This is a genomic window from Neobacillus sp. K501 (assembly GCF_053749995.1).
The window spans coordinates 88382-113944 of record NZ_JBSLYA010000003.1; the positions used below are offsets into that span (position 1 = coordinate 88382).

The 25563-nt window shown below is 39.7% G+C and carries 22 protein-coding genes; 19 read left to right on the forward strand and 3 right to left on the reverse strand.

Translation table 11 applies throughout. From position 1 onward, the window contains the following. Window positions 1-44: 44 nt before the first annotated feature. The 9 genes from ftsZ (at window position 45) to chbG (ending at window position 10218) form a co-directional block, all read left to right on the forward strand. Window positions 45-1232 carry a cell division protein FtsZ gene (ftsZ, locus tag ACWM35_RS08475; protein ID WP_454817302.1) on the forward strand — a complete coding sequence of 396 codons (1188 nt, stop codon included), beginning with the start codon at window positions 45-47 and terminating at the stop codon, window positions 1230-1232. Between the two features lie 302 nt (window positions 1233-1534). Next, window positions 1535-2518: a proline dehydrogenase family protein gene (locus ACWM35_RS08480; RefSeq protein WP_454817304.1), complete on the forward strand. Its 984-nt coding sequence runs from the start codon at window positions 1535-1537 to the stop codon at window positions 2516-2518. A gap of 153 nt (window positions 2519-2671) precedes the next feature. Beyond that, complete coding sequence (locus ACWM35_RS08485; RefSeq protein ID WP_454817306.1) at window positions 2672-3676, forward strand: TAXI family TRAP transporter solute-binding subunit; 1005 nt, start codon at window positions 2672-2674, stop codon at window positions 3674-3676. Between the two features lie 20 nt (window positions 3677-3696). Further along, window positions 3697-4272, forward strand: coding sequence for a DUF1850 domain-containing protein (locus ACWM35_RS08490; protein ID WP_454817308.1), 576 nt, complete (start codon window positions 3697-3699; stop codon window positions 4270-4272). 34 nt (window positions 4273-4306) lie between these two features. Beyond that, a complete protein-coding gene (locus ACWM35_RS08495) occupies window positions 4307-6220 on the forward strand; it encodes a TRAP transporter permease (protein WP_454818138.1) in 1914 nt (637 codons plus the stop codon). A gap of 241 nt (window positions 6221-6461) precedes the next feature. Next, a complete protein-coding gene (locus tag ACWM35_RS08500; protein ID WP_454817310.1) occupies window positions 6462-6767 on the forward strand; it encodes a lactose/cellobiose PTS transporter subunit IIB in 306 nt (101 codons plus the stop codon). A 22-nt stretch (window positions 6768-6789) separates the two neighbouring features. After that, window positions 6790-8106, forward strand: coding sequence for a PTS cellobiose transporter subunit IIC (gene celB, locus ACWM35_RS08505; protein ID WP_454817312.1), 1317 nt, complete (start codon window positions 6790-6792; stop codon window positions 8104-8106). A gap of 57 nt (window positions 8107-8163) precedes the next feature. Next, window positions 8164-9483 (forward strand): 6-phospho-beta-glucosidase, encoded by a 1320-nt coding sequence (locus ACWM35_RS08510; protein WP_454817314.1) that lies wholly within the window; start codon window positions 8164-8166, stop codon window positions 9481-9483. Window positions 9484-9510: 27 nt separating this feature from the next. Next, a complete protein-coding gene (chbG, locus tag ACWM35_RS08515) occupies window positions 9511-10218 on the forward strand; it encodes a chitin disaccharide deacetylase (protein ID WP_454817316.1) in 708 nt (235 codons plus the stop codon). Window positions 10219-10289: 71 nt separating this feature from the next. On the opposite strand, the gene ACWM35_RS08520 is transcribed toward chbG, so the two are convergent. Next, the gene (locus ACWM35_RS08520) at window positions 10290-10694 is read right to left on the reverse strand and encodes a CHRD domain-containing protein (protein ID WP_454818140.1); all 405 of its coding nucleotides are present in this window, start codon (window positions 10692-10694) and stop codon (window positions 10290-10292) included. Between the two features lie 274 nt (window positions 10695-10968). Here ACWM35_RS08520 and ACWM35_RS08525 point away from each other — a divergent pair, with 274 nt between their 5' ends. Together ACWM35_RS08525 and ACWM35_RS08530 are read left to right on the forward strand one after the other, a co-directional pair. Then, entirely contained in the window at window positions 10969-11547 is a 579-nt protein-coding gene (locus ACWM35_RS08525; RefSeq protein WP_454817318.1) for a DNA-3-methyladenine glycosylase I, read from the forward strand. Window positions 11548-11855: 308 nt separating this feature from the next. Continuing rightward, entirely contained in the window at window positions 11856-12884 is a 1029-nt protein-coding gene (locus tag ACWM35_RS08530; RefSeq protein WP_454817320.1) for a VanW family protein, read from the forward strand. A 40-nt stretch (window positions 12885-12924) separates the two neighbouring features. On the opposite strand, the gene ACWM35_RS08535 is transcribed toward ACWM35_RS08530, so the two are convergent. Beyond that, window positions 12925-15627 (reverse strand): cation-translocating P-type ATPase, encoded by a 2703-nt coding sequence (locus ACWM35_RS08535; protein WP_454817322.1) that lies wholly within the window; start codon window positions 15625-15627, stop codon window positions 12925-12927. 198 nt (window positions 15628-15825) lie between these two features. On the opposite strand from ACWM35_RS08535, the gene ACWM35_RS08540 reads away from it, so the two are divergent. The 7 genes from ACWM35_RS08540 (at window position 15826) to ACWM35_RS08570 (ending at window position 22365) form a co-directional block, all read left to right on the forward strand. Then, window positions 15826-16263, forward strand: a complete 438-nt coding sequence (locus ACWM35_RS08540; protein ID WP_454817324.1) for a universal stress protein — start codon at window positions 15826-15828, stop codon at window positions 16261-16263. 245 nt (window positions 16264-16508) lie between these two features. Beyond that, window positions 16509-17654 (forward strand): acyl-CoA dehydrogenase family protein, encoded by a 1146-nt coding sequence (locus ACWM35_RS08545; RefSeq protein ID WP_454817326.1) that lies wholly within the window; start codon window positions 16509-16511, stop codon window positions 17652-17654. Between the two features lie 206 nt (window positions 17655-17860). Continuing rightward, window positions 17861-19024 carry an ABC transporter substrate-binding protein gene (locus ACWM35_RS08550; protein WP_454817328.1) on the forward strand — a complete coding sequence of 388 codons (1164 nt, stop codon included), beginning with the start codon at window positions 17861-17863 and terminating at the stop codon, window positions 19022-19024. 26 nt (window positions 19025-19050) lie between these two features. Beyond that, window positions 19051-19935 carry a branched-chain amino acid ABC transporter permease gene (locus ACWM35_RS08555; protein WP_454817330.1) on the forward strand — a complete coding sequence of 295 codons (885 nt, stop codon included), beginning with the start codon at window positions 19051-19053 and terminating at the stop codon, window positions 19933-19935. A gap of 4 nt (window positions 19936-19939) precedes the next feature. Next, the gene (locus ACWM35_RS08560) at window positions 19940-20917 is read left to right on the forward strand and encodes a branched-chain amino acid ABC transporter permease (RefSeq protein ID WP_454817332.1); all 978 of its coding nucleotides are present in this window, start codon (window positions 19940-19942) and stop codon (window positions 20915-20917) included. Then, window positions 20889-21662 (forward strand): ABC transporter ATP-binding protein, encoded by a 774-nt coding sequence (locus tag ACWM35_RS08565; RefSeq protein WP_454817334.1) that lies wholly within the window; start codon window positions 20889-20891, stop codon window positions 21660-21662. Before ACWM35_RS08560 ends, ACWM35_RS08565 begins: the two co-directional genes overlap by 29 nt. Then, entirely contained in the window at window positions 21655-22365 is a 711-nt protein-coding gene (locus ACWM35_RS08570; protein WP_454817336.1) for an ABC transporter ATP-binding protein, read from the forward strand. The genes ACWM35_RS08565 and ACWM35_RS08570 overlap by 8 nt, the downstream gene beginning before the upstream one ends. Window positions 22366-22462: 97 nt before the next feature. Here the strand turns inward: ACWM35_RS08570 and ACWM35_RS08575 are convergent, their stop codons facing one another. Beyond that, complete coding sequence (locus ACWM35_RS08575) at window positions 22463-24175, reverse strand: hypothetical protein (RefSeq protein ID WP_454817338.1); 1713 nt, start codon at window positions 24173-24175, stop codon at window positions 22463-22465. A gap of 182 nt (window positions 24176-24357) precedes the next feature. Between ACWM35_RS08575 and ACWM35_RS08580 the strand changes: the two genes are divergently transcribed. Further along, complete coding sequence (locus ACWM35_RS08580; protein ID WP_454817340.1) at window positions 24358-25509, forward strand: lactate 2-monooxygenase; 1152 nt, start codon at window positions 24358-24360, stop codon at window positions 25507-25509. Window positions 25510-25563 lie beyond the last annotated feature (54 nt).

Below are 25563 nucleotides of genomic sequence, written 5' to 3' on the forward strand. Positions count from 1 at the left end.
TGAATAATTCGATACCTTACATTGGGGAGTAGGAGGAAATTTTCATGTGGGATTTTGATATGGATATAGATCAAGTTGCGAGGATAAAAGTTATCGGAGTTGGCGGTGGCGGAAACAACGCCGTTAACCGAATGATTGAAGCAGGGGTTCAAGGTGTAGAATTTATTGCAGTTAACACGGATGCCCAAGCTCTAAATTTATCAAAAGCAGAAATTAAGATGCAAATTGGTGCAGCATTAACAAGAGGCTTAGGTGCTGGAGCTAATCCAGAAGTTGGCAGGAAAGCAGTTGAAGAGAGCAGGAAGCAGCTTCAAGAGGTCTTGAAGGGAGCTGACATGGTATTCGTAACGGCTGGAATGGGCGGTGGAACCGGTACTGGTGCAGCTCCGGCGATTGCGCAAATATCACGGGAATTGGGAGCACTTACGATTGGTGTTGTGACTCGACCATTCGGGTTTGAGGGACGAAAACGGGCGACGAATGCCCAAAGCGGCATAGACGCGATGCGTGAAGCGGTGGATACATTAATTATTATTCCAAATGACCGATTATTGCAAATCGTTGATAAAAAAACTCCGATGATTCAAGCATTTCGTGAAGCAGATAATGTCCTGCGCCAAGGTGTTCAAGGGATATCTGATTTAATCGCGGTTCCTGGCCTTATCAATCTCGATTTTGCTGACGTAAAAACGATTATGACGAATCAGGGTACAGCCTTAATGGGGATTGGCGTAGCCAAAGGACCTAATCGAGCAGTTGAAGCGGCGAAAAAAGCAATTTCTAGTCCATTACTTGAGACTTCCATTAATGGTGCTCAAGGTGTGTTAATGAACATCACGGGTGGCAGCAATTTAAGTTTATTTGAAGTTCAGGAAGCAGCCGACCTTGTTGCATCGGCATCGGATCATGAGTTAAATATGATATTTGGATCAATTATCAATGATAGTTTGAAAGATGAAATTATGATTACCGTTATTGCTACAGGCTTTGTGGAAAAAGAAAATCGCCGTGCCCAACCAGCTGTTGAGCCTGTCAAGGAATTAAGAACAAGACAGCAGTCCCAGTCGCTTCAACGCCGTGAGCAGAGTATTCAGGAAGAATCAGTACAGACTTATGAACGACAATGGCATCAAGAAGAAAAAATACAGGATAAAGGTACCCAATGGCAAGAATCAGAAGATTCCCTCGATATTCCTGCATTCCTTCGTAATAGAAACAATAGAAATAGGTAGAAATCTAATTTACAACAAAAAGACTGTATTAGCACCACCTTACAGTCTTTTTGTCTTGTAAATAATTTAAGTCAATGTAAAAAAGAAAAAGCGTAAAAATATTATCTAATTTCAGTGAATTCCAAAAATTCTATCGGGTGGGATAGGAGGGATATTGAGTGATAATTCACTAATTTCCTTGAATTTTATTGGTTTTATCCATTACCGTTCAAATTTCCGACAAAAATCTTTTGTCCCTACTAGTGAGAAAATACTTTTATTGCTATAATAATATTAAAAAACAACAGCAAGGAGAAATCGCTATGTTGAAAGATTTTTTTATTGCATTATCGCAAAATCAATTTCTAAATAGTACTGCTAAAAAGTATGGTTTGAAAATGGGTGCCCAAAGTGTTGTTGCTGGAACCAATATTGATGAAGTCATCAAAAGTATTAAAGAGCTGAATGCTCATGGGATTTCTTGTACAGTAGATAATTTGGGAGAATTTGTTTTTAAAGAGGAAGAAGCGATTGAAGCAAAGGAACAAATTCTTAAGGTAATTGAAGCGATCCATGAGCATCAAGTAGATGCGCATATCTCTTTAAAACCAACACAGCTTGGACTGGATATTGAGTATAACTTCTGCTTAAACAATTTAAGAGAAATTGTACACCGTGCAAATACTTATGGCATTTTTGTGAATATTGATATGGAAGATACAGGACATCTTCAAGCTACTTTTGATGTGTTGGATGATTTATCACTTGAGTATGATAATGTTGGAACCGTTATCCAAGCTTACCTGCTTCGTGCACAGGAATACCTTGAAAAATATAAAAATTATCGTACACGGATTGTAAAAGGAGCTTATAAGGAGCCTGCTGAATACGCTTACCAAGATAAGCAAGAAATCGATAAAAATTATATTAAGCTGATTGAATGGCATTTGCTAAACGGAAAATTCACATCGATTGCGACACATGATCATCACGTTATTAATCATGTGAAACAATTTGTGAAACAGCATAATATTCCGGATGATAAATATGAGTTCCAAATGCTTTACGGCTTCAGAAAAGACATGCAGCTAGAACTTGCAAAAGAAGGCTATAATTTCTGTACGTATGTTCCTTTCGGAAATGACTGGTACGGTTATTTCATGCGTCGACTTGCTGAAAGACCGCAAAATTTGAACCTGGTTGCGAAGCAAGTATTTAACAAAAAAACAAACACTGTCATTGGTGTAGCTGCAGGAGCATTTATTTTAGGAAGATTAACAAAAGCATCAAACAAAAAACGCAAATAAATTTTTTGTAAACCCTCCCATAAAACTTTGGGAGGGTTTTTTGTTGTTCTAACAGAACCGCTGGAAGGACAAAAGTAATAATTTTGTAATAAATGACAAGTTCATTAATAAGTATGGATAAGAGGACAGGAAAACAATAAAGGGGGTAATACAATGAAAAACAAACGTCTCCTTCTATCGATGGTCTTTCTCTTAGCATTTTCTATGATTCTAGCAGCCTGTGGGAACAAAGAGGAAGAATCCGAAACAGGAGAAACTGGAAACAAACATGCAGAAGAGGAGAAACCAAAATTCATTAGTATATTAACAGGTGGGACGGGCGGTACCTACTATCCACTGGGGGGGTCTTTTGCGGAAATTATTAAAGATGCCACTGGAATTGATACAAATGCAGAAACAAGCGGCGCCTCAGCGGAAAACATGACGACGCTTAAAAATGGCGACGGCGAAATTGCGTTTAGCCAAACGGATATTGCTTCATACGCAACAGAGGGGAAACTTATGTTTGAAAACAAAAAGGTTGATAACATTAAAGCGATCGCAACACTTTATCCGGAAACGATTCAAATTGTCACAACAGCAAAATCAGGGATCAAATCAGTAGAAGATCTAAAGGGAAAAAAGGTATCCGTAGGTGCACCGGGTTCCGGCACAGTTGCGAATGCTGAACAAATTCTTGAAATGCATGGTATGACCTTCGATGATATTGAAAAACAAGACCTTTCATTTGATGAATCAACACAAGGGATTCAAGATGGAACCATTGATGCTGCCTTCGTAACAGCAGGTACACCAACTGGTGCAGTTGAAGGATTATCAGCAACGGAGGATGTAGTGATTGTCCCGATATCTGAGGAAAAAATCGATGACCTTATTAAAAAATATCCATTCTATGTAAAAGATGAAGTCCCATCTGGCACATATGGATTAGAATCCGCTGTAACAACCGTTGCAGTTCAAGCGATGCTAGTAGCAAGAAGTGATCTATCAGATGAATTGGTTTATGACATCACCAAAGCGATATTTGAAAACCTTAATAAAGTAACACATGCGAAAGGAAAATTGATTAAGGTTGAAAAAGGACTAAACGGTGTTGGCATTGAGGTTCATCCTGGTGCTCAAAAATATTTTGATGAAAAAGGTGTGAAAGCACAGTAATCTATTATTTTAACCTTGCAATGACCGGCACTCAACAACCCGAGCCGGTCTATTTTTCTCATGGAGGAGGAAAGAAGCTGGGCAGAAAATTTTGTCTCTTACTTTTAATCTTCCTAATACTAATAAGTTTCTTGATTTTCATACCTCTTCAGCAGGCTATTGTTTTTAAACCCAATCATTCCACAGACAAACTAGCTTTTATTCCTATTCAGAATGAACGACAATTTCAGATTAAATACACACATTCCATTCATTTATCCGATGTAGTTGAAAGTTACGAGATTACAGAAAACAAAATGATTCAACAATATGAACTTATGTACGAGGATTTTGCCATCGGAATGCCGGCTGATGCTGCAAAGGGTGAAATCTTCGAACAAGTTAACGGTAAATACTACATCAAAAATATGAAACGGGTATTTCCCTATTTCCATTTGCGAATTGGACAGGTTCGCGCCAATCATCGGGTGATTTATAAAAATAAAGAGTATCCATTGTCTCGAGTACTTCAGCCCGGGACATCAGTAAAGGTTGTAATAAAAAAACTTAACTTTTTCCAGCAATGGAAAGGAGTGAATATCCTTGAGTCAATATGAAGAGGCACTATCTGCAGAACAGCAGCAGGAATTAATGGAAAAATATGATCCTGAGGCTGGAACTAGAAAATTGAAGGGACTGTTTCGTTGGATTGCCTTTGCTGGATTACTGGCCTTTTCCTTATTCCATCTTTATACAGGAATATTTGGGATGTTAACTGCGCAACTTCAGCGTTCTATTCATCTAGGTTTTGCCTTAGCACTCATATTTTTACTTTTTCCGGCACGAAAGAAAAATAGAGGGAAGGAATTAAAGGTTGCTTGGTATGACATAATTTTAGCGATTATTTCTATTATCGTTGGTGCCTATTGGCCTGTATTAATTGACGATCTAGTATTGCGGGCAGGAAATGTTACGCAAATAGATTTTTATGTCGGACTTGCAGCCATTCTCTTAGTATTAGAGGCCACCCGCCGTACAGTAGGTATACCGATTACGATCATTGCATTGGTTTTTATGGGGTATGCTCTTTATGGTCCATACATGCCTGGGTTTATTGCTCATCGCGGGCTCGACCTGGAACGTCTAGTTCAGACGATGTTTTTTACAACAGAAGGAATCCTTGGAACACCTTTGGGAGTATCTTCGACATTCATCTTTCTCTTCTTATTATTTGGCTCGTTTTTAATCAAAACAGGGGTAGGAGAGTATTTTAATGATCTTTCCATTGCAATCGCCGGGAGAAGTGTTGGCGGCCCCGCAAAAGTTGCTGTTTTTTCAAGTGCATTACAAGGAACAATCAGTGGAAGCTCGGTCGCCAATGTTGTAACATCAGGAGCATTTACGATTCCGATGATGAAAAATCTTGGCTATAAAAAGGAATTTGCTGGGGCCGTCGAAGCTTCTTCTTCCACTGGGGGACAATTGATGCCGCCAGTCATGGGAGCAGCAGCCTTCCTTATGGTTGAGTTTATAGGGGGAATTTCCTACTGGGAAATAGCCAAAGCCGCAGCAATTCCAGCGGTTCTCTATTTTGCGGGTATATGGATGATGACCCATTTTGAGGCGAAGAAAATAGGCCTTCGTGGTTTAACTAAAGAAGAAATGCCTAGTAGAAAAGAAGTTTTTAGTAAGCTATATTTATTGATTCCCATTATCGCGATCATTTTTCTGTTAATGTCAGGAATGAGTGTTATTCGTGCTGCATTGTGGTCAATCGCGATAACCGTAGTGGTGAGTGCCCTTAAAAAAGAAACAAGGATCGGCTTTAAAGGACTTTTTGAAGCACTCGTTGATGGAGCACGTTCCGCACTTGGTGTCGCAGCCGCCTGCGCCGCAGCTGGTATTATCGTTGGTGTGGTTACCAAAACCGGATTAGGTTTAAAAATGGCAAATGGCTTACTCGATTTATCTGGTGGAGCACTTCTTCCAACGTTATTTTTAACAATGATTGCAAGCTTAATTTTAGGTATGGGCTCCCCGACGACAGCAAATTATGTGATTACTTCTACGATTGCAGCTCCAGCCATTATCCTATTAGGCGTTCCAGATTTATCTGCTCACTTGTTTGTTTTTTATTTTGGGATTGTTGCGGATATTACACCCCCAGTGGCATTAGCTGCATTTGCGGCTGCGGCAGTTTCAGGGGGAGAACCGTTCCGAACGGGTGTGGAATCAACAAAGCTAGCCATCTCTGCGTTTATTATACCGTATATGTTTGTCCTCTCTCCAGAATTGTTGATGATCGACACGTCGTGGACCTATTTAATTTGGGTTGTGTTTACCGCATTTATCGGGATGCTTGCCATTAGTGCAGGTGTGGTGGGTTACTGGCAGAGGAAATTGTTTTGGTATGAACGGATTGCTGCACTGGGGGCAGGATTATGCCTAATTTATCCTGAGAGTACAAGTGACATTATTGGGTTAATTGTATTTGCAATACTATTTGCCTTACAAACGTTCTACAAGGACGGAGGTATGACAACAGTAAATAAAACTACACAATAACCTAAAAAAATCGGGACTCCATTTTGGATCCCGATTTTCTCATTTATGATTTAATAACGACATGATCAATAGTATTCTTACTTTTAATTTTGTTATATTTGTCCTATTTTCAAAAAAATAAGAATATATTTTTATGGCGAGGAGTTTATAGAAAAGGGAGGGTGTAAGATTCAAGTTGTAAATGAACTAGCATTTTGTAAAAAAAGAAAGCGTTTGCAGAGTTGGGACTGGAGGTGTGTTTATGAACATTTTATTATGCTGTGCCGCAGGTATGTCGACTAGTTTATTAGTAACCAAAATGGAAGCGGCTGCAAAAGCGGAAGGGATTGAGGCTAAAATTTGGGCTGTCAGTGCGAGTGAAGTCAATCAACACTTAGAAAATGCGGATGTGTTATTGGTAGGTCCACAGGTTCGCTACCTTCTTCCTCAATTAAAGAAGAAAGGTTTAGAAAAGGGAATTCCAGTGGACGCGATTAACCCTGTCCATTATGGACGATGTAATGGTGCGGAGGTATTAAAATTTGCCAGAGGTTTAATAGGTTCATAAATTCACATAGGGGTGAGTAAGAATGGCCAAGTTTACTCAAATGTTAGAAGATAAGGTCATGCCAGTTGCAGGTCGAATCGCCGGGCAAAAGCACTTACAAGCATTACGTGATGGAATTATTCTAACCATGCCGCTAATCATTATTGGATCTATTTTCTTAATCTTAGGGTTTCTTCCTATTAAGGGTTACCCTGAATTTATGGCAAGCACCTTTGGGGACGCCTGGTTGACCAAGTTACTTTACCCAGTAAACGCTAGCTTTGATATTATGGCGCTGATTGCCGGATTTGGTATTGCATACAGACTTGCTGAGCATTACAAGGTAGATGCCTTAAACGCAGGTGCTATTTCTGTTGCTGCATTTATTTTAGCCACACCTTATTTCACCTTGTTTACACCTGAGGGTGCAAGTGAAGCAGTGCAGGTAGGAGGTGTAATCCCAATGGCACTTCTAGGCAGTAAAGGTTTGTTTGTCGCGATGATTATTGCGATGCTATCAACTGAAATTTATCGATTTATTATTCAAAAAAATATAGTCATTAAAATGCCTGATGGGGTACCTCCGAGCGTCAGTAAATCATTCGTTGCCTTATTTCCTGCTTTTTTTGTTATTTTAGTCGTTTGGGTTATTCGATTAATAATTGAAAACACTTCTTTTGAAAACTTGCATAATGTCATTGGTCAGCTTTTACAAGAACCACTAAGTGTTCTTGGCGGCTCACTCATTGGCGGGTTAATTGCCGTATTCTTAGTACAGCTTCTATGGTCGACGGGATTACATGGTGCAACGATTGTCGGAGGTGTAATGGGTCCAATTTGGCTGGCAGCTACAGATGCAAATCGTGTTGCCTTTACGGCTGGTGAGGATATTCCCAATATTATCACGCAGCAATTTATTGATATTTTCATTTATATGGGTGGTTCTGGCGCAACCTTTACCTTTGCGCTAATGATGCTGTTTATGGCAAAGAGTCAGCAGTCCAAGCAGTTAGGAAGACTGGCGATTGGCCCGGGCATTTTCAATATTAATGAACCGATTACCTTCGGTGCACCAATTGTCATGAATCCATTGCTTATCATTCCATTTATTTTAGCGCCGCTTGCTCTATGTATTACCACGTATATTGGTATGAGCACTGGCTTTGCTCCGAAGACAGCGGGAGTTGCTGTTCCATGGACGACTCCACCGATCATCGGGGGATACCTTGCGACGGGTGGGAATTGGAGAGGGGCACTTATGCAAATCATAAATCTAGCCGTTTCCTTTGCGATTTACTATCCATTCTTTAGAATGTGGGATAAGCAAAACTACCAAGTAGAATCAGGTGCAAATAAATAAAAGAATACAAGAGCTTGCCAGAGGGCGGGCTCTTGTATTTTAGGAGGGCAGTAAATTTTGAAAAAGTCGATAAAAATTGTCACGATTGGCGGCGGATCGAGTTATACTCCTGAGCTTGTTGAAGGTTTTATTAATCGATATGAGGAATTACCATTAAGGGAGCTATGGCTTGTAGATATTGAAGATGGGAAAGAAAAGCTTGAAATTGTTGGGAATTTGGCAAGGCGGATGTTTCAAAAGGCCAGTCTTCCCGTGGAGGTTCACTTGACCCTTAACCGTCGGGAAGCATTAAAGGATGCGGATTTCGTTACCACCCAATTTCGCGTCGGATTATTGGATGCTAGAGCAAAGGATGAAAGAATCCCGCTAAAATACAGTGTCCTTGGTCAAGAAACCAATGGGCCAGGCGGACTTTTTAAAGGACTGAGGACGATCCCCGTGATTTTGGACATTGTAAAGGATATGAAGGAGCTTTGTCCGGATGCATGGCTTGTGAATTTTACCAATCCTGCTGGAATGGTTACTGAAGCGGTTCTTCGCTATAGTGACCATAAAAAAGTAGTAGGGTTATGTAACGTCCCGATTGGGATGGAAATGGGGATTGCTAAGCTGTTAAAAGTGGATCATTCCCGTGTTCGAATTGATTTTGCTGGACTAAATCATATGGTGTATGGTCTGGATGTCTACTTAGATGGTCGGAGTGTTAAAGAGGAAGTTATTGAATATTTGACGAGTCCAGAAGGTTCAAGTTTTGTGAAAAATATTCAAGGGCAAGGATTTGAGCCTGAATTTATCCGGGCCTTAGGAGTCCTGCCATGTCCTTATCATAATTACTATTATAAGAGTCGTGAAATGGTAGAGAAGGATATAAAAAATGCCGCTACCTTTGGGACACGTGCCGAGGTTGTGAAGAAATTAGAACAGGATCTTTTTGAACTCTATAAGGATCCCAATCTCTCGATTAAGCCTCCCCAGCTAGAAAAACGAGGAGGGGCCTATTATAGTGATGCAGCCTGTCGGTTAATTTCCTCTATTTATAATGACAAGGGTGATATCCAGCCAGTAAATACAATCAATCAGGGTTCCATCGCTAGTATTCCTGCCGATTCAGCCGTCGAGGTAAGCTGTATTATTACAAAAGAAGGGCCTAAACCACTTGTGATGGGTGACCTGCCTATTCCGGTGCGCGGACTTGTTCAGCAAATTAAATCCTTTGAACGGGTCGCATGTGAGGCAGCTGTCACCGGTGATTATAAGCTTGCCGTCTTAGCTTTAACGATTAACCCGTTGGTGGCATCTGATTCGATCGCTAAAAAAATCGTGGATGAAATGTTAGAAGCGCATAAAAAGTATCTCCCTCAATTTATAAAAAACTAATCTTTAAAATTAAGTGAGGTGAAGTCAATGATTAAACTAATCGTCAATGCCGATGATTTTGGTTATTCGCGAGGAATTAATCATGGGATTATTGATGCCCATCAAAATGGAATCGTGAATTCAACGACGATGATGATGAATATGCCTGGTGTCAGTCATGCTGTGGAGCTGGCAAAACAGAATCCTAAGCTTCAGGTTGGAATTCATCTCGTGCTTACTTGTGGAAAGCCCTTATTATCAGATGTTCCTTCGTTAGTCGATAAAAATGGTGATTTTAAAAGATTAGCTGATTTCATAAATGATAGAGATCTGTCATTACTTGACCTAGAAAGGGAATGGACAGCCCAAATTGAACGATTCCTGGAAACAGGATTAATTCCAAGTCATTTTGACAGTCACCACCATGTTCATGGGATCCCAGAGCTCAGACAAGTGGTTCAAAAGCTTTCGCAAAAATATCAGTTAAGTGCTCGGCAGGCTGCGGGGAATATTGTTGACGGAGTACCAGCATTTACGGATGTCTTTCTGCATGACTTTTATGGTGACGGTGTTACCGAGGACTATTTTGAAAAACTGCCAAGCCGTGTTGAGAATGGTCTAACGGTTGAAATCATGTGCCACCCTGGTTACTTAGATCACGAGGTTTTAAATGGATCATCCTATGCTTCACAAAGAGTAGAAGAAACGAGAATTCTTACTTCTGTTACACTACCAAAGAACATTGAGTTACTTTAGGCCACCATTTTTTGAAAAAACAGCCATCTCACTTGATGGCTGTTTCATATCTTTCAAGAAAAGTTTGCTTCTTAATGGTTGAAACATTTGATTTGACCGCGAATTTCACCATCTGGATTTTGAGCAGTATGTGCATTGACGTATGTTTTTCCATCTAACATAAGGTTTATTAAAGAGGAAAGAGGTTCGCCTTCTAATGGGCCTACTAGATCATCCGCGGTAATAACTCCCTCTACTACACCTTTCGAAACACTAATATCAGGATCCACTGGTCCAAAAAGAAAAACTACAACAGGACCGTTGACACCTCTTCTTCCTATATGAATATGTGCCTGAGTAAAATTGTCAAGATTATTAACCGTTAAACGAAAGCTCATTCTTCGTTCATCCCTGCTAACTTTAAATTTAACATTTCCGAACGCATCAGTGCGAACAGGTGGCACTTCTTCAGAACCCTCTAATATTGCAAAAAACATTAGATTTTTCTCCATTTTTCCACCTCCTAACTTATTCCTACTACATATTATTTTTAGAGAGAATGATTGCTTGTACAAATGACACATGTGAATGAGCAGAAGCAATTGTTTTCTGTTGGATTTATGTTGGATTGTATTTTACAATGATTAACATGGTGTAAATATTCTTTAATCTATTAACTCTTCGTAAAAAGTGATCTGTCTATGAATTAAGACATGACCGTGACAAAGATAACTGGGCATGTGAGTAAGAAATAATATGGGAGGGATTTTTTTGAATAGATGTGGCTGGGTAAACAAGGATCCTCTATACATAGATTACCATGATCATGAGTGGGGAGTCCCCGTTTATGATGATCGATTATTATTTGAGTATTTAAATCTTGAAGGTGCGCAGGCGGGGCTAAGCTGGTACACGATCTTGAAGAAACGAGAAAATTACCGCAAGGCTTTTGACCATTTTGATGCAGAAATAATTGTTCAATATGATGAAAAGAAAATTGAAGAGCTTTTACAAAATGAAGGGATTGTCAGAAATAAGCTGAAAGTCAATGCTGTAATTACCAATGCAAAAGCATACCAAGAGGTAATCAATGAATTTGGTTCATTTAGCCATTATATTTGGTCTTTTGTGGATGGAAAGCCAATTCAAAATCATTTCAAGGATTTATCTGAAGTTCCCGCAACAACGGAAATAAGTGATAAATTAAGTAAAGACTTGAAAAAACGCGGTTTTAAATTTGTTGGCTCAACGATTTGTTATGCCTTTATGCAAGCTGTCGGAATGGTAAATGATCATATTGAAACATGTTTTTGTTACTCAAATCTTAAAGTAAGAATTAGAAATGATTAAAGTGGAGACATCGATCAGCAATCGATGTCTTTTTTCTTTTGGAAAAGAAAAAAATCCCCAACTGTTATATGGAATCTAATTTGTTGATTTTTCACAATTGTTTGAAACTTATTAACTTCGACTCCGTCTAATATAAAGAATAAGGAACATAAAAAAATATTTTAATTGATGAGGAAAATAAAGGGGATATTGCCGAAAAATCGCAATAGAATAAAAGAATGGAAGGGAACACACACCTCTTTCCGGATAACCGGAAATGCCTTTCTGCGTCTGACATGATTTTTTTGGAAAAGAGGAGAAGTTGCAAAATGGCAAAGCGAACATGGGGAATATCAATATTACTAATTGTGAGTTTACTAGGGTTAGCAGGTTGTGCAACAGAAAAAACAAGTAAGGAAGCCCAGCTTGAGGAAAAGGTAACCGAGCTTGAAAGTCAGCTGGAAAAACAAGAGGCAAAGGATGAAGCGGAAAAGAAAGCGGCGGAAGAGAAGAAAAAAGAAGAACAAAAGCCAATTATGGTGAATGTTCTCGAGCCAAATACAAAACAACTTATCAAATCCTTTATTCCAGTTGATATGGGTTTTGGAGCAGATAATGAAAAATATAAGCAGGAAATCGAAAATTGGGTCAGAGAGTTGGCAAGGGGGACAGAAACAACACCAGGTTATGATCAAAGAATGTATCCAGATAAAATAGATGGAAATGGTCAGGTAGTGAAAGGAACTCCAATGGTCATTCTCGAGGAAGCAGAATTAGTTACTGCGATAATGGAAGCGTCAGTAAAGGGGGGAGATGTATTTCTACCACTATATGTAACCGCAAGTGGATACAAACCTGAGGATGTACCACTATTAGCAGAAGTGGTGGTTGCATCGTACACGACATATTTTAATCCGAGTGTAGTAGGTAGAAATAAAAACATCGAGCTGTCTGCACAAGCGATTAATAATGTGATTGTTGGAACAGGGGACGCATTCTCTTTTAATACAACGGTTGGTCCAAGTGATGAGGCCCATGGATATCAACCTGCAAAAGAACTCTTAAACGGTGTACTGGTAGATGGAATCGGCGGTGGGATTTGTCAGACATCTTCGACCCTTTTTAATGCGATTGACCAATTAGCCGTAAGTTATATTGAAAAACACCACCATTCCGCACCAGTTGGATATGTTCCAACAGGAAGGGATGCGACTGTTTCCTATGGCGGTAAGGATTTTAAATTTGAGAACACAACGGGAGTTCCAGTTCTAATCAAGGCAATTTATAATGGAAATGGTACATTGACAGTAGAAATTCGGACTTCAGCTGCTTATCAAAGCTTGATAAAAAAACACTAGCAAAGACGTGTCAATGACACGTCTTTTGGTTTTAAAAGATTTAAAAGCTGCTCGTTTTCTTGCTTTGGATGTCATGAGAGGATGTATGAAATACTCTTTTTCCAGCCTTGTAAAGCTCATTGATTATCACTGGCAGGAGGGAGATGGTGAGAATAAATAACCAATCCTTAAGTGTTAATTCCTTGATATCAAAGATTTCGTTAAATAGCGGGATATGCACTAAAGCAACTTGAAGACAGATTCCAAGTAAGATAGAAGCGATTAGAAATTTATTTGTAAATAATCCAATTTGGAATATGGATTTATGGTTATTCCGCAAATTCAGCGAGTGAAATAATTGTGAGATACTTAGCGTGATAAAGGCCATCGTTTGTGAATGGATGAGGGCATCCTTTGGTATGTTAGCAAAGTTAATCGTAAAAACGGATTCAGCTCCTGTATAAACCATAAGACCGACAATGAAAGCAAATAAAGTGATAAACCCAATCAGCAAACCGTTGATCAATGTAAAGGAACCACTACCGTTTGCGAAAATACTATCTTTGAGAGAACGTGGTTTTTCCTTCATGACATCTTTATCATCAGGATCCAGTCCAAGTGAAATAGCTGGAAGTGTGTCTGTGATTAAGTTTACCCATAAAATATGAATCGCTGTTAGCGGGGCCGGCCAACCAAGTAATATCGCAATGAATAAGGTGACAATTTCACCAAGATTACATGATAATAAAAATAATATTGATTTTTTGATATTTTGATAGATATTTCTTCCTTCTTCAACCGCCTCGACAATCGTTGCAAAATTATCATCCGTCAAAACAATATCAGCTGCTTCTTTTGCGACATCCGTTCCACTCATCCCCATCGCGACGCCAACATCTGCCTGCTGCAATGAAGGGGCATCATTGACTCCATCACCGGTCATCGATGCAATTTCACCATTTGACTTTAATGCCTTGACGATTTTTACTTTATGCTCAGGCGAAACACGAGCGAAGACCCGGATTTTTTTAACTTTTTCGGTCAGCTCGTGATCGCTAAGTGCATTAAGTTCAGAACCTGAAATGGTTTCAGACACATGATTGGCGATTCCAAGTTCTTTTGCGATGGCGAAGGCTGTTTTTTGATGATCACCCGTAATCATGACCGTTCGGATTCCGGCATTTTTACATTGTTCAATCGAATCTTTTACCTCTTCCCGTGGTGGATCAATCATCCCAGTAAGCCCAAGTAAGATAAGGTTACTCTCTAGTTTTTCATGGGTAATATCTTGGGTAGTTTCGATTTCTTTATAGGCAATTGCCAGAACCCTAAGAGCTTCGTCAGACATAATGTTCGCCTGTGCTTTCATTTTTTCGTTTTCTTCGGGAGTAAAAGCGATTTTTTCCCCATTCGTCATGATTGATGAAGTCAAGGGAAGAATGCTTTCTAAAGCACCTTTTACCATGACAAAATGGCGATCTCCCCGTTTCAGGACGGTTGTCATCATTTTTCGGTCTGAATCGAATGGGATTTCATAGACACGTTGATATTCACGATCCAGAATTTGTTTTTGAAACCCTAGCATCCTGGCAGCAGCTGCAAGAGCTATTTCAGTCGGGTCACCTGTTTGTTCATTTTCCGTAACGACGGCATCATTACATAATGCCATTGCTTCAAAAAAGAGCTTTTCATTGAGATGTTTCACAGTAAATCCTGTAAGAGGGAGATAGGCATCGTTCACAAAGATGTTGGTCACGGTCATCTTATTTTGGGTAAGCGTGCCCGTCTTATCGGAGCATATCACGCTTACTGCCCCAAGTGTCTCAACGGCGGGCAGCTTACGTACAACCGCCCGTCGCTTAATCATTCGCTGCACTCCGAGGGCTAGAACAATAGTTACAATCGCAAGTAGACCTTCCGGAATCGCAGCAACTGCCAAGCTAACGGCGATTAAAAACATTTCTAAAACATCTCGCCCTTGGAAAAAACCAATCAAGAAAATAACGATGGAGATGAGGACGGCTCCGATTCCGAGGATTTTCCCCAACTCCGCAAGCTTTAATTGCAGGGGAGTTAATTCACGTTTCTGGCTGCCAAGCATGGCAGCAATTTTCCCGATTTCCGTGTTCATTCCTGTGTTAACAACTACGCCAACACCTCGACCATAGGTGGAAACGGTCGCCATAAACGCCATATTTTGCTGGTCAGCATTAGGGATTTCATGATCTGCTACCCAGTTTGCGTCTTTTTCAACTGGGACGGATTCTCCAGTTAATGAGGATTCTTCAACTTTTAAATTAACCGTTTCCAGCAAGCGTAGATCAGCAGGAATATATCTGCCGGCATCAATCATGACGATGTCTCCTGGAACTAGCAGTTCGGAGGGGATTTCTCGGGTGATAGCATCGCGTTTAACAACAGCCTTTGGTGTCGTCATTTTCTTCAGTTCTTCTAATGCTTTTTCAGCTTTGGCTTCTTGAAATACACCGATGATCGAATTTAGTAAGATCACAAGGAGAATGATGACGGCATCGCTGTATTCACCAACGATTGTTGAAATGATAACGGCGACAATTAAGATGTAGATTAACGGGCTGTTGATTTGTTCAAAAAACATCCGAAATAGGGAGGGCTTTTTGTGTTCGCTGAATTCATTGGGACCAATTACTTTCAAGCGTCTGTTAGCTTCCTCGCTCGAAAGGCCAGTTGAAGGATCTGTGACTAACTCTGTAACGACAACATCATTACCTTTTGTAAACCACATATCGGTTTCACCTTCCAAATTTAATTAGTAAATGTATCTAATTTCATTTAACCATATTGGTGCTGGAAAAACGGAAGAAAAGTGAAAATTGTAGCAAATTCACAAATAATTCAAATTTTCGGTAAGCTATATTGGGTAAAATGGAATGGAAAGGATATATGGTTTGTGTTCATACCACATCTAATAGGGGGAGATAGAATGAAAGAGCGAATCTTGGTTGCGATTGATGGGTCAAAAAACTCTCTTGAGGCATTAGAGGAAGCAATTAAATTAGCAGAAGTTTTTCCAAGTAAACTTTACTTAGTCAATGTGCAGCCCTCTTTTCAAACGATTCATACCAGGTTATTTATCGGTGAGGAAATGATAAGAGATTACCAGGTAGAATTGTTTGATAAAGCGATGGAACCGGCCGTACAATATCTAGAAGATAAAGAAGTAGATTATACCGCTTTAATGAAGGTGGGTGATCCAGTTCACCAAATAAGTCGTTTAGCCAGCGATTTAAAGGTGAAGTATATTGTAATGGGCTCACGTGGAATGGGATTAATTAGAGGGACGGTTTTAGGCAGTGTATCCTCCGGTGTACTACACGAAACGAAAATTCCAGTCGTCATCATCCCGCAAAATGAGAAATAAGATAATATAAGCGCACTAAATCCTACCACTATCCTTCGTGGTAGGATTTACTTATTTTTCCTAGTATTTGATTGACGGAATTACAAGGTATAAAGTAAACTAGTTGGTAAATAAAGAGTCTGAAAATACTGAAAAATTTATAGGTCTTGCTTGAAGAATGATTTCCTTTTTTTACAAAACTATCATTTTCTTTTGTGAAAGCGCATACAATATGTTTCCCGAAAAAATAAATAGGAGTGTAGTAGATGAATAAACCATATTTAAAAGAAGAGCATGAAATATTTCGTATGGCGTTTCGTAAATTTTTGGACCAGCATGCGGCTCCTTTTTTCGATGAGTGGGAGCAGGCAAAGCAGGTACCTAAGACGTTCTGGAAAAAAACCGGTGAACAAGGGTTTTTATGTCCCTGGGTTGAGGGAAAATATGGCGGCTCTGAGGCGGACTTCGGTTATTCCGTTGTGATCACAGAGGAATTAGATAAAATCGGTGCCGGTATTGGTGGTCTCGGTCTTCATAATGATATTGTCATGCCCTATATCGAAGAATTCGGTTCGGAAGAGCAGAAGCAACGCTGGCTGCCAAAAGCAGTTAGCGGTGAGATGATTTCTGCGATTGCCATGACAGAGCCTGGAACTGGCTCAGATTTAGCGGCCATTAAAACTACTGCTCGAAAAGAAGGAAGTAACTATATCGTAAATGGGGAAAAAACTTTCATTACGAACGGTTACTCTGCTAATTTTGTCATTGTTGTCTGTAAAACCAATCCAAATGCCCAACCTGCCCATAAAGGAATAAGCTTATTAGTAGTGGAGGAAGGAACACCAGGTTTTAAAAGAGGAAAAAAACTCCGCAAGGTCGGCCAGCATGCTAACGATACCTCTGAGCTAATCTTTGAAGATGCCGTCATTCCTCAGGAAAATTTAATTGGTGAAGAGGGAATGGGATTCTATTATTTAATGCAAAAGCTACAACAGGAGCGGCTGATGCTGGCGATTGGGAGTATTGCAGGGTCTAAAAGAATGCTGGAAATTACGCTAGATTATATTAAACAAAGAACTGCCTTTGGCAAACCAATCAGCAAATTTCAAAATACCCAATTCAAAATGGCTGAAATGGCTACGAACATTAAGATTGGAGAGACGTTTGTTGACCAGCTCATTGTTGATCATATGGCCAATAAAAATATTGTCAACGAGGTTTCAATGGCTAAATGGTGGATGACAGACCTAGCGAAGCAGGTTGTCACTGAGTGTATGCAGCTCCATGGCGGTTATGGTTATATGGAAGAATACGAGATTGCCAGAAGATACCGTGATGTTGCCGTCGGATCGATTTATGCTGGGACCAATGAAATCATGAAATCGATTATTGCGAAGAATCTTGGTCTTTAAAAGAAAGGTGTTGTCACGAAATTGTTGGTGACAGCACCTTTCTTTTTATTATTCAAGAATACTTAAAAAGTATTTTAATGTAAAAACAATGTTATATTAATTTAGTTAAAAATTCTAAATATTCATGATAAATCATTTACAATACTCTGCGAATGGTATTTAATAGAAATATATTTTGAATCTTTTTAAAATTAGGGGGTTGGAAAATGAAAAAGATAGTAAACAGGTCTTTTCTGTTCATTTCTGTTCTATTACTTGTGGCATTAACAGCATGTGGTGGAAACAGTACAGAAACTTCAGGTAAAGACGGAGATTCTAAAGAAGGTGGACAAGCAGTAAAAGCAAAGATTGGCGTCATTTCTTATATGACTGGACCTGGTGCTGCATACGGTGAAGCAATTACCAGCGGTTTTAAATTAGCGCAAAAAGAAATAAACGCCAAAGGCGATGTTAATATTGAACTTGTTGTTGAAGATTCCGCTGGCAAGCAGGAGCAAGCTTTATCAGCAGCTCAAAAATTAATGAGCTCCGATGACATTGTTGCTCTTTTAGGACCAACCTTAAGTACTGAAATGAATGTGGTTGGACCTGAAGCCGACTTAAACGGTATTCCGATTATGGGGACTTCAACTACAGCTGAGGGAATCCCGCAAATCGGTGACTATGTTTTTAGAAATTCTTTACCAGAGGCACTTGCTATCCCAGCATCAATCAAAAAAGCTGTTGATAAATTTGATGTTAAGAAGGTAGCGATTCTTTACGGAAACGACGATGTTTTTACGAAATCAGGGTACGATACGATGAAAAAAACAGCGGAAAAAATGGGGCTCGAAGTTTTAACTACTGAAACTTTCCAAAAAGGACAAGCAGATTATAACGCCCAGTTGACAAAGATAAAGGGGCTTCAACCGGATTTGATCTTATGTTCTGCCCTTTATAATGAAGGCGCTGTTATCATGGATCAGGCAAGAAAAATGGGAATCGATGAACCATTTGTAGGTGGAAATGGATTTAACTCCCCGCAGGTCATTGAAATTGCTGGGGAAGCTTCTGAAGGGTTAATTGTGGCAACTCCTTGGTTTGGAGAAAAAGAAGATCCAAAAGTACAAGAATTTGTGGAAAAATTTGAAGCAGAGTATAGTAAGAAACCAGACCAATTTGCTGCTCAAGCCTATGATGCACTTTACATTATGGCAGAGGCGATAAAGAATGCAGGGGAAGCTGACCGTGATATGGTGCGTGATGCTCTTGCTGAAATTAAGGATTTTCCAGGAATTCTAGGCAGCTTTTCGTTTGATAAAGATGGTGATGTTGTCATGGACCCAACTGTTCTAATTATTAAAGACGGAAAATTCCAACTGTTTGAATAATTTTTAACGAAAAAAGGTGAGATGTCTTGCTATTAGAGCAGCTAATCAACGGAATAACACTAGGAAGCATTTATGCCATCGTTGCCTTAGGATTCACTCTTGTCTTTGGTGTGTTGGGGATTATTAATATGGCCCATGGTGAAATCTTTATGTTCGGTGCTTTTATTGGTGTAATCGTAACGACAAGTTTTGGTTTACCTCTCTGGATTGCTTTTGTAGCAGCCATTGCGGTAACAATTATATTGGGTTATATGCTTGAGCGCTTTGCTTTGCGTCCACTTCGTGGGAAGCAAGGCGTCTCACACCTTGCTCCCTTAATAAGTACCATTGGTGTTTCAATCTTACTTGAAAACCTTTCCCATCACTTTTTTGGAGCAGGAAACCATCCTTTCAGTAATTCGTTTGCTGAAATCAATTTTAAGATTGGATCTATTTCCGTTTACCTTGTACAAATACTAATCTTCGTCATATCAGTTATCTTAATGATGGCTTTATCCTATTGGTTGTCAAAAACGAAGGCAGGAAAAGCTCTCAGAGCTACGGCTGAGAATTTAGAAACGGCAAGTATTCTGGGTGTTAATACGAAACGAATCATTACTTTAACCGTTATTATTGCCTCAGCTATGGGTGGAATTGCAGGAATTCTTGTAGGAATGGCGTTTAATTCCGTAAACCCTCAGATGGGGTTGTCAATGGGGCTTAAGGGCTTAGCCATTATCATATTAGGCGGTATGGGAAATGTGAAAGGGGCCATGGCAGGCGGTTTGATTCTTGGATTATCCGAGACATTGGTAGTTGCCTATGGAGATTCAGGGTATCGTGATGCCATCGCCTTTATTACCATTATCTTTATCCTATTATTAAGGCCACAAGGCTTATTTGGTCAAAATACATCTGAGGCAAGGCGGTGATGATATGTTGGGAGAGTTAATTAATCCATATCACTTACAAGTGGCTTCCTTTATATTGATCAATATTATTCTCGGCTTAAGCATATACATTACACTTTCATCAGGACAATTATCTTTAGGTAATGCTGGGTTTATGGGTATAGGCGCCTATACATCTGCATTGTTAACGATCAATTATGATCTGCCTATTATCATCGGAATCATTGCAGGTTCATTAGTTGCCGGGATTTTCGGCATCCTTATTGGTATTCCATCTCTTCGATTAACAGGCGTATATTTGGCTATCGCAACGCTTGGATTTGGTGAGGTCATCCGGGTGTTTTTTGTTAATTGGGAATCTCTAACAAATGGGGCGATTGGAATTTCTGGTATCCCTCATATAGGAAGAGAGTTATTCCGTTTTTTTAAGGATGCAGGTTTTGAACCTAGTATGCTCGGATTAAGAAATAATCAGTTTGTATATTTATTGGTACTGATTCTCTTGCTGATCATAAATATTCTACTAATCTGGTTTTTTATTAGACAAAGCAAATCCCGTGTTGGACGAGCTTTTGCTTCTATTAAAATGGATGAAAAAGCGGCTGAGTCAATGGGCATTAACATTACATACTATAAAGTATTGTCCTTTACACAAGGAGCCATTTTATCCGGCTTTGCAGGAGCTTTATTTGCACATGTCATGGCCTACATCAGCCCGGCTGATTTCTCCTATCATCGAGCCGTTGAGATTCTTATTTTTGCAGTTTTCGGCGGCAGTGAAGTAATCTGGGGTGCTGTTTTTGGAGCAACCTTTATGACATTAATGCCAGAGGTATTAAGGTTTATCAGTGAATACCGTTATGTGATATATGGTCTCATTTTAATTCTTATGATGGCATTCCGGCCTCAGGGGATTATCGATATTTCAATCCTTCAATGGTTTAAGAGTAAACTTCCAAATAGGAGGGCCGATCATGGTACTAAAAATCAAAAACATCTCTAAAAACTTTGGCGGCATCTCCGCTTTAACCGATGTATCCTTTTCCATTAATCAGGGAGAAATCTTCGGTTTAATTGGTCCAAACGGAGCCGGAAAAACGACAATGTTTAATGTCATTACAAATATGTTTTCTCCAACTTCAGGAGAGATTAGCTTTCTTGAAAATAAAATCACTGGAATTAAGCCGCATAAAATTACCGATAAAGGGATATGTCGAACCTTTCAAAATATCCGACTTTTTTCGCAAATGAGTGCTTTAGAAAATGTATTAGTTGGGGGACATTCCCGGACAAAATCCGGTGTTTTCAGTGGTGTTTTCCGTACCAAGGCCGAGCGCAGCGAAGAAGCGAGATTACGTGAAACAGCAGTGGAACTTCTAAAGCTTGTAGGTTTATCTAACTACGCAGATGTAACAGCAGATAATTTAGCTTATGGTCAGCAGCGAAGACTTGAAATTGCCAGGGCATTAGCCAGTGAACCTAAGCTTTTATTACTGGATGAGCCTGCTGCAGGGATGAATGAAACTGAAACGGACGAATTATTCTACTTAATAAAAAAAGTGCAAGAAAGAGGCGTAACAGTTCTTTTGATCGAACATGACATGCCGCTAGTCATGAAACTGTGCGACCGAATAACCGTTTTGAACTTTGGGAAGAAATTAGCAGAAGGAACACCGGAGGAAATTCAAAACAATCAAGCTGTTATTGAAGCCTACCTCGGTTCGGAGGAGGAAGATTATAGTGCTTAAAGTTACAGGAATTGAGACTTTTTACAGTAAAATTCAAGCCTTAAAAGGTGTTAGTCTTGATGTCGAACAAGGTAAAATTGTAACGATTCTTGGTGCTAACGGAGCCGGCAAAACCACTACGATGAAAACCATTGCTGGTTTAATAAAACCAAAAAATGGAACGATTGAGTTTCAAGGAGAAAATGTGACAGGGCTTAGACCGGACCAGCTTGTTAAAAAAGGTATAGCACTTGTTCCTGAAGGAAGAGCTATTTTATCCGGTATGAGTGTGATGGAAAACCTTGAAATGGGAGCTTACCATCGTAATGATAAGGAAATTGGAAAAGATATTGAAGAAGTAATGAATCACTTTCCAATATTAAAAGAAAGAAAGAACCAGCTTGGTGGAACGCTTTCCGGTGGGCAGCAGCAGATGCTTGCGATTGCAAGGGCCATCCTTTCCCGCCCGAAACTATTGCTGCTTGATGAGCCTTCGATGGGGCTGGCGCCTTTAATCGTAGCAGATATTTTTAAGATTATTAGAGAAATAAAAGATTCTGGGACAACTGTCCTGCTTGTTGAGCAAAATGCCAAGCAAGCATTAAAGATTGCTGACTATGGGTATGTGTTGGAGACTGGAAAAGTGATCATGAAAGGAAATGCAAAGGACCTCCTAAAGGATCCAAGAATCGTAGAAGCATACCTTGGAAGAAAATCAAGTTAATCCTGTAGGACTCCGGTGAGATTCGGGGTCCTTTTCCATATTTAAATGAAAAAACACGATGAAGCTATTAAAAAAGGGCTTCATCGTGTTCATATTTTTATTCCAATCCGTTAATTTCAATCTCTTTTGCTGGAAGGAAATCTTCTTCTGTATCAAGGTAGGTAACTTTCACTTGATCACCTTCTTTTAAGTAAATTACGAGTGGTTCTTTATCGGAAGCTATAATATAGCTTTGCTTGTTATCTAATAGGAAGGTGACAACCGTTGCGTCCCCCGATTTTTCCTTGTAAACGCGGAGAATAGTACCTGATATCTGTTTTTCTTCAGCCTTCGAGCTTCCGTCTACCGATCCACCACCTCTTTGCAAGGCTGTTTTATAGAGCTTTAACGCCTCACTAGGAGTCACTCCATACACAGAGATTTCCGGGTTGGCAGCCGAAACAATGAAATAATTTTGTAAAAAGCCGTTAGAATCAAGGACTGGAGTCAGCCAGCTTGCTTCTCCATAAAAGTTATAGATAACGGGCATTTCACCATGCCATTTCTTTTCGATAAACTTCTTTTCAATAATTTGCAAGGCGCCTTGAGAATCCATGTACGATTCCTCTGGGTTGCCGGTATAGTAGGTAGCCTCGCCGGTACGAGAATTAGTCAATGAATATCCGAGCATGGAATCTACGCCTTCCTTTGGACTTGTGAAATCTGTGAAATAATACATGATACCATTTTCATCAAAGATCGGACTTACATTAGCTTCTGTTCCTTCATCGGAAGGGAGCTTTACATCCGACTTTCCGAATATGCTATTCCAAAAGCCATGGACGTAATTTCCAAAATAACTATTTTGCAAGCTGACAATTTCAGGTGACACGGCTCCATCAATAAATTCAGGCACATCGGCTAATGGATAGGCTTTAGTATGACCGCTCTTTGAATCAACGACGACAACACCTTTTACTTCAAAACCATTACGCGCTGAGATGAAATCCCCGTAGGAACGGATATAATACGGTTTGCCCTCTTCATCGATTTCTAATTGTACATCTCCGTAGAAAATCTCTTTTGGAAACTCCATGCGAATATGGCGCTCAATATTTTTATTAAAATAGGAAGAAGGAGTGTAAGCCATTTCTGCCTTGATGAATTTTGGATTAGCAGAAGAGTCTGTAGCACTTAATGAAAAGTAGCCTGGTGTCACACTACCTTTCCACCATTTAAAAAAGCCTGAGAATTCTACCGGTGCAATATAGACGTATTCACCGTTAACCTTTTGAATTTGCAGGTTACCTAGCTCGTAATAGCTGGTATTCGGTACTTGACCAAAGGCCTTTTTCATTTTGTTCCGTGCAAACTGTGGTGGAACACTTGCTGGCGTTTCTTTTTCATCAAAGGTTTTTATCTCCACTTTTGCATCCATTTTAGCGATTTCATATTTTTCATCGGCATTAAAAAGAAAAGCTGTTAGAAAATAGCCTGCTAGAATGAGGGAGCCTACAAAAAGCAGTCCTTTCATTTTACGCTCCATACCGTGAGAAACAATGGTACCCAGAAGGGTAGCGATAATGGCAAACACCCATAGAGAAGAAATATTTCTGTCTACATTACTAAAGTAATAAAAAACAAATACAACTGGAACGAAAATAATTAATATAGCGATCATAACACTTTTATTACTTGTAGCTTTTCTCTTACTTTTTTTGCTTATTTTACTGGATACCGCATTAGTTGGCTTTTCTCCTCGAAAAAACGGCAACATAACCATTTCCGAAGCAATCACAATAATCAAGGAAAATATCAATAAATTCCCCATACAAATCCCCCTTATATAATTCAACAACTATGAGATTACTCTTAATACGGAAATGGTAGGAGGAAAGTTTCATTTGATAAATTTTATAATATTCCGTCAATTTATTGACCGTTGTTTTTTCACAGTGGTATCATTTAGTGGATAGAGCTGAAAGCGATTTATTTGATAGGAGGAGTTAAGAGATGAGTTTTGGAAATCGAGTGCAATTAAAAGTGTATCAACAGTTAGAAGAGAAGATTGTTCCTGTTTCCTATGAAGAGTTGGAAGCAAAGGCGAGGGAGCTATTGGATGCGAAGCCATACGATTATGTAGCGGCATCAGCAGGAGCGGAAATAACAGCGCGCGATAATAATAAAGCCTTTGAAAAATATCAACTAATCCCAAGAATGTTATGTGATACAGCTTCAAGAGATTTAAGCATTGAGCTATTCGGAAAAAAACTTTCCTACCCGTTACTATGTGCACCTGTAGGGGTTCAATCCATTGTTCATCCAGAAGGAGAATTAGCAAGTGCACGGGCTGCAGCTGCAATGGGTGTTCCTTTTATCTCAAGTACCGCTTCTACATACAGCTTGGAAAAAATTGCCGCAGAAATGGGTGAAAGTGAGAGATGGTTCCAGCTCTATTGGAGTAGTGACCGAGAAATTGCGGCTAGTATGGTGAAAAGGGCGGAAGCAGCTGGTTATAGTGCCATTGTTATCACCGTAGATACACCAATGATGGCTTGGCGCGAAAAAGATATTAAACATGGTTATTTACCATTTCTGGAGGCAAAAGGGATTGGTAATTACCTAGAGGATCCTGTTTTTTGTTCTAGACTAGAAAAATCCCCCATGGAAGATATGCAATCTGCCATTATGCTTTGGTCTCAAGTCTTCGGCAACCCATCGTTAACTTGGAGGGATTTAAGCTATATCCGAATGCATACTTCACTGCCAATCCTATTAAAAGGAATTCTCCACCCAGATGATGCCAAATTGGCATTAGAATATGGAATGGACGGAATTATTGTCAGTAACCATGGCGGAAGACAGGTCGATGGGGCTATCCCTGCGATAGATGCTTTGCCTGGAATTGTCGAGGTAGTAAAGGATGAGATTCCGGTATTGATGGATAGTGGGATCCGCAGAGGTTCAGATATGGTCAAAGCTCTTGCTTTAGGTGCAAAAGCTGTGCTTGTTGGTCGTCCATATATGTATGGACTCGCTTTGGCAGGTGAAGATGGAGTAAAACAAGTATTGAGGAACCTTATAGCTGATTTTGACTTAACTTTAGCACTATGCGGAAAGCGCACAGTTAACGAGGTGAACGCTGATTTGTTGAGAAAGGGTTAGATTATACAAAAATGGATAGTGAAACCCCTCGAAAACAAGGAAGGAGATAGGTGA

Bases quoted from the DNA above. Each gene is read 5' to 3' on its own strand.
- ftsZ (WP_454817302.1), top strand. From the start codon at position 45: ATGTGGGATTTTGATATGGATATAGATCAAGTTGCGAGGATAAAAGTT.
- ACWM35_RS08480 (WP_454817304.1), top strand. From the start codon at position 1,535: ATGTTGAAAGATTTTTTTATTGCATTATCGCAAAATCAATTTCTAAAT.
- ACWM35_RS08485 (WP_454817306.1), top strand. From the start codon at position 2,672: ATGAAAAACAAACGTCTCCTTCTATCGATGGTCTTTCTCTTAGCATTT.
- ACWM35_RS08490 (WP_454817308.1), top strand. From the start codon at position 3,697: ATGACCGGCACTCAACAACCCGAGCCGGTCTATTTTTCTCATGGAGGA.
- ACWM35_RS08495 (WP_454818138.1), top strand. From the start codon at position 4,307: ATGGAAAAATATGATCCTGAGGCTGGAACTAGAAAATTGAAGGGACTG.
- ACWM35_RS08500 (WP_454817310.1), top strand. From the start codon at position 6,462: ATGAACATTTTATTATGCTGTGCCGCAGGTATGTCGACTAGTTTATTA.
- celB (WP_454817312.1), top strand. From the start codon at position 6,790: ATGGCCAAGTTTACTCAAATGTTAGAAGATAAGGTCATGCCAGTTGCA.
- chbG (WP_454817316.1), top strand. From the start codon at position 9,511: ATGATTAAACTAATCGTCAATGCCGATGATTTTGGTTATTCGCGAGGA.
- ACWM35_RS08520 (WP_454818140.1), bottom strand. From the start codon at position 10,694: ATGTTTTTTGCAATATTAGAGGGTTCTGAAGAAGTGCCACCTGTTCGC.
- ACWM35_RS08530 (WP_454817320.1), top strand. From the start codon at position 11,856: ATGGCAAAGCGAACATGGGGAATATCAATATTACTAATTGTGAGTTTA.
- ACWM35_RS08535 (WP_454817322.1), bottom strand. From the start codon at position 15,627: ATGTGGTTTACAAAAGGTAATGATGTTGTCGTTACAGAGTTAGTCACA.
- ACWM35_RS08540 (WP_454817324.1), top strand. From the start codon at position 15,826: ATGAAAGAGCGAATCTTGGTTGCGATTGATGGGTCAAAAAACTCTCTT.
- ACWM35_RS08545 (WP_454817326.1), top strand. From the start codon at position 16,509: ATGAATAAACCATATTTAAAAGAAGAGCATGAAATATTTCGTATGGCG.
- ACWM35_RS08550 (WP_454817328.1), top strand. From the start codon at position 17,861: ATGAAAAAGATAGTAAACAGGTCTTTTCTGTTCATTTCTGTTCTATTA.
- ACWM35_RS08560 (WP_454817332.1), top strand. From the start codon at position 19,940: ATGTTGGGAGAGTTAATTAATCCATATCACTTACAAGTGGCTTCCTTT.
- ACWM35_RS08565 (WP_454817334.1), top strand. From the start codon at position 20,889: ATGGTACTAAAAATCAAAAACATCTCTAAAAACTTTGGCGGCATCTCC.
- ACWM35_RS08575 (WP_454817338.1), bottom strand. From the start codon at position 24,175: ATGGGGAATTTATTGATATTTTCCTTGATTATTGTGATTGCTTCGGAA.
- ACWM35_RS08580 (WP_454817340.1), top strand. From the start codon at position 24,358: ATGAGTTTTGGAAATCGAGTGCAATTAAAAGTGTATCAACAGTTAGAA.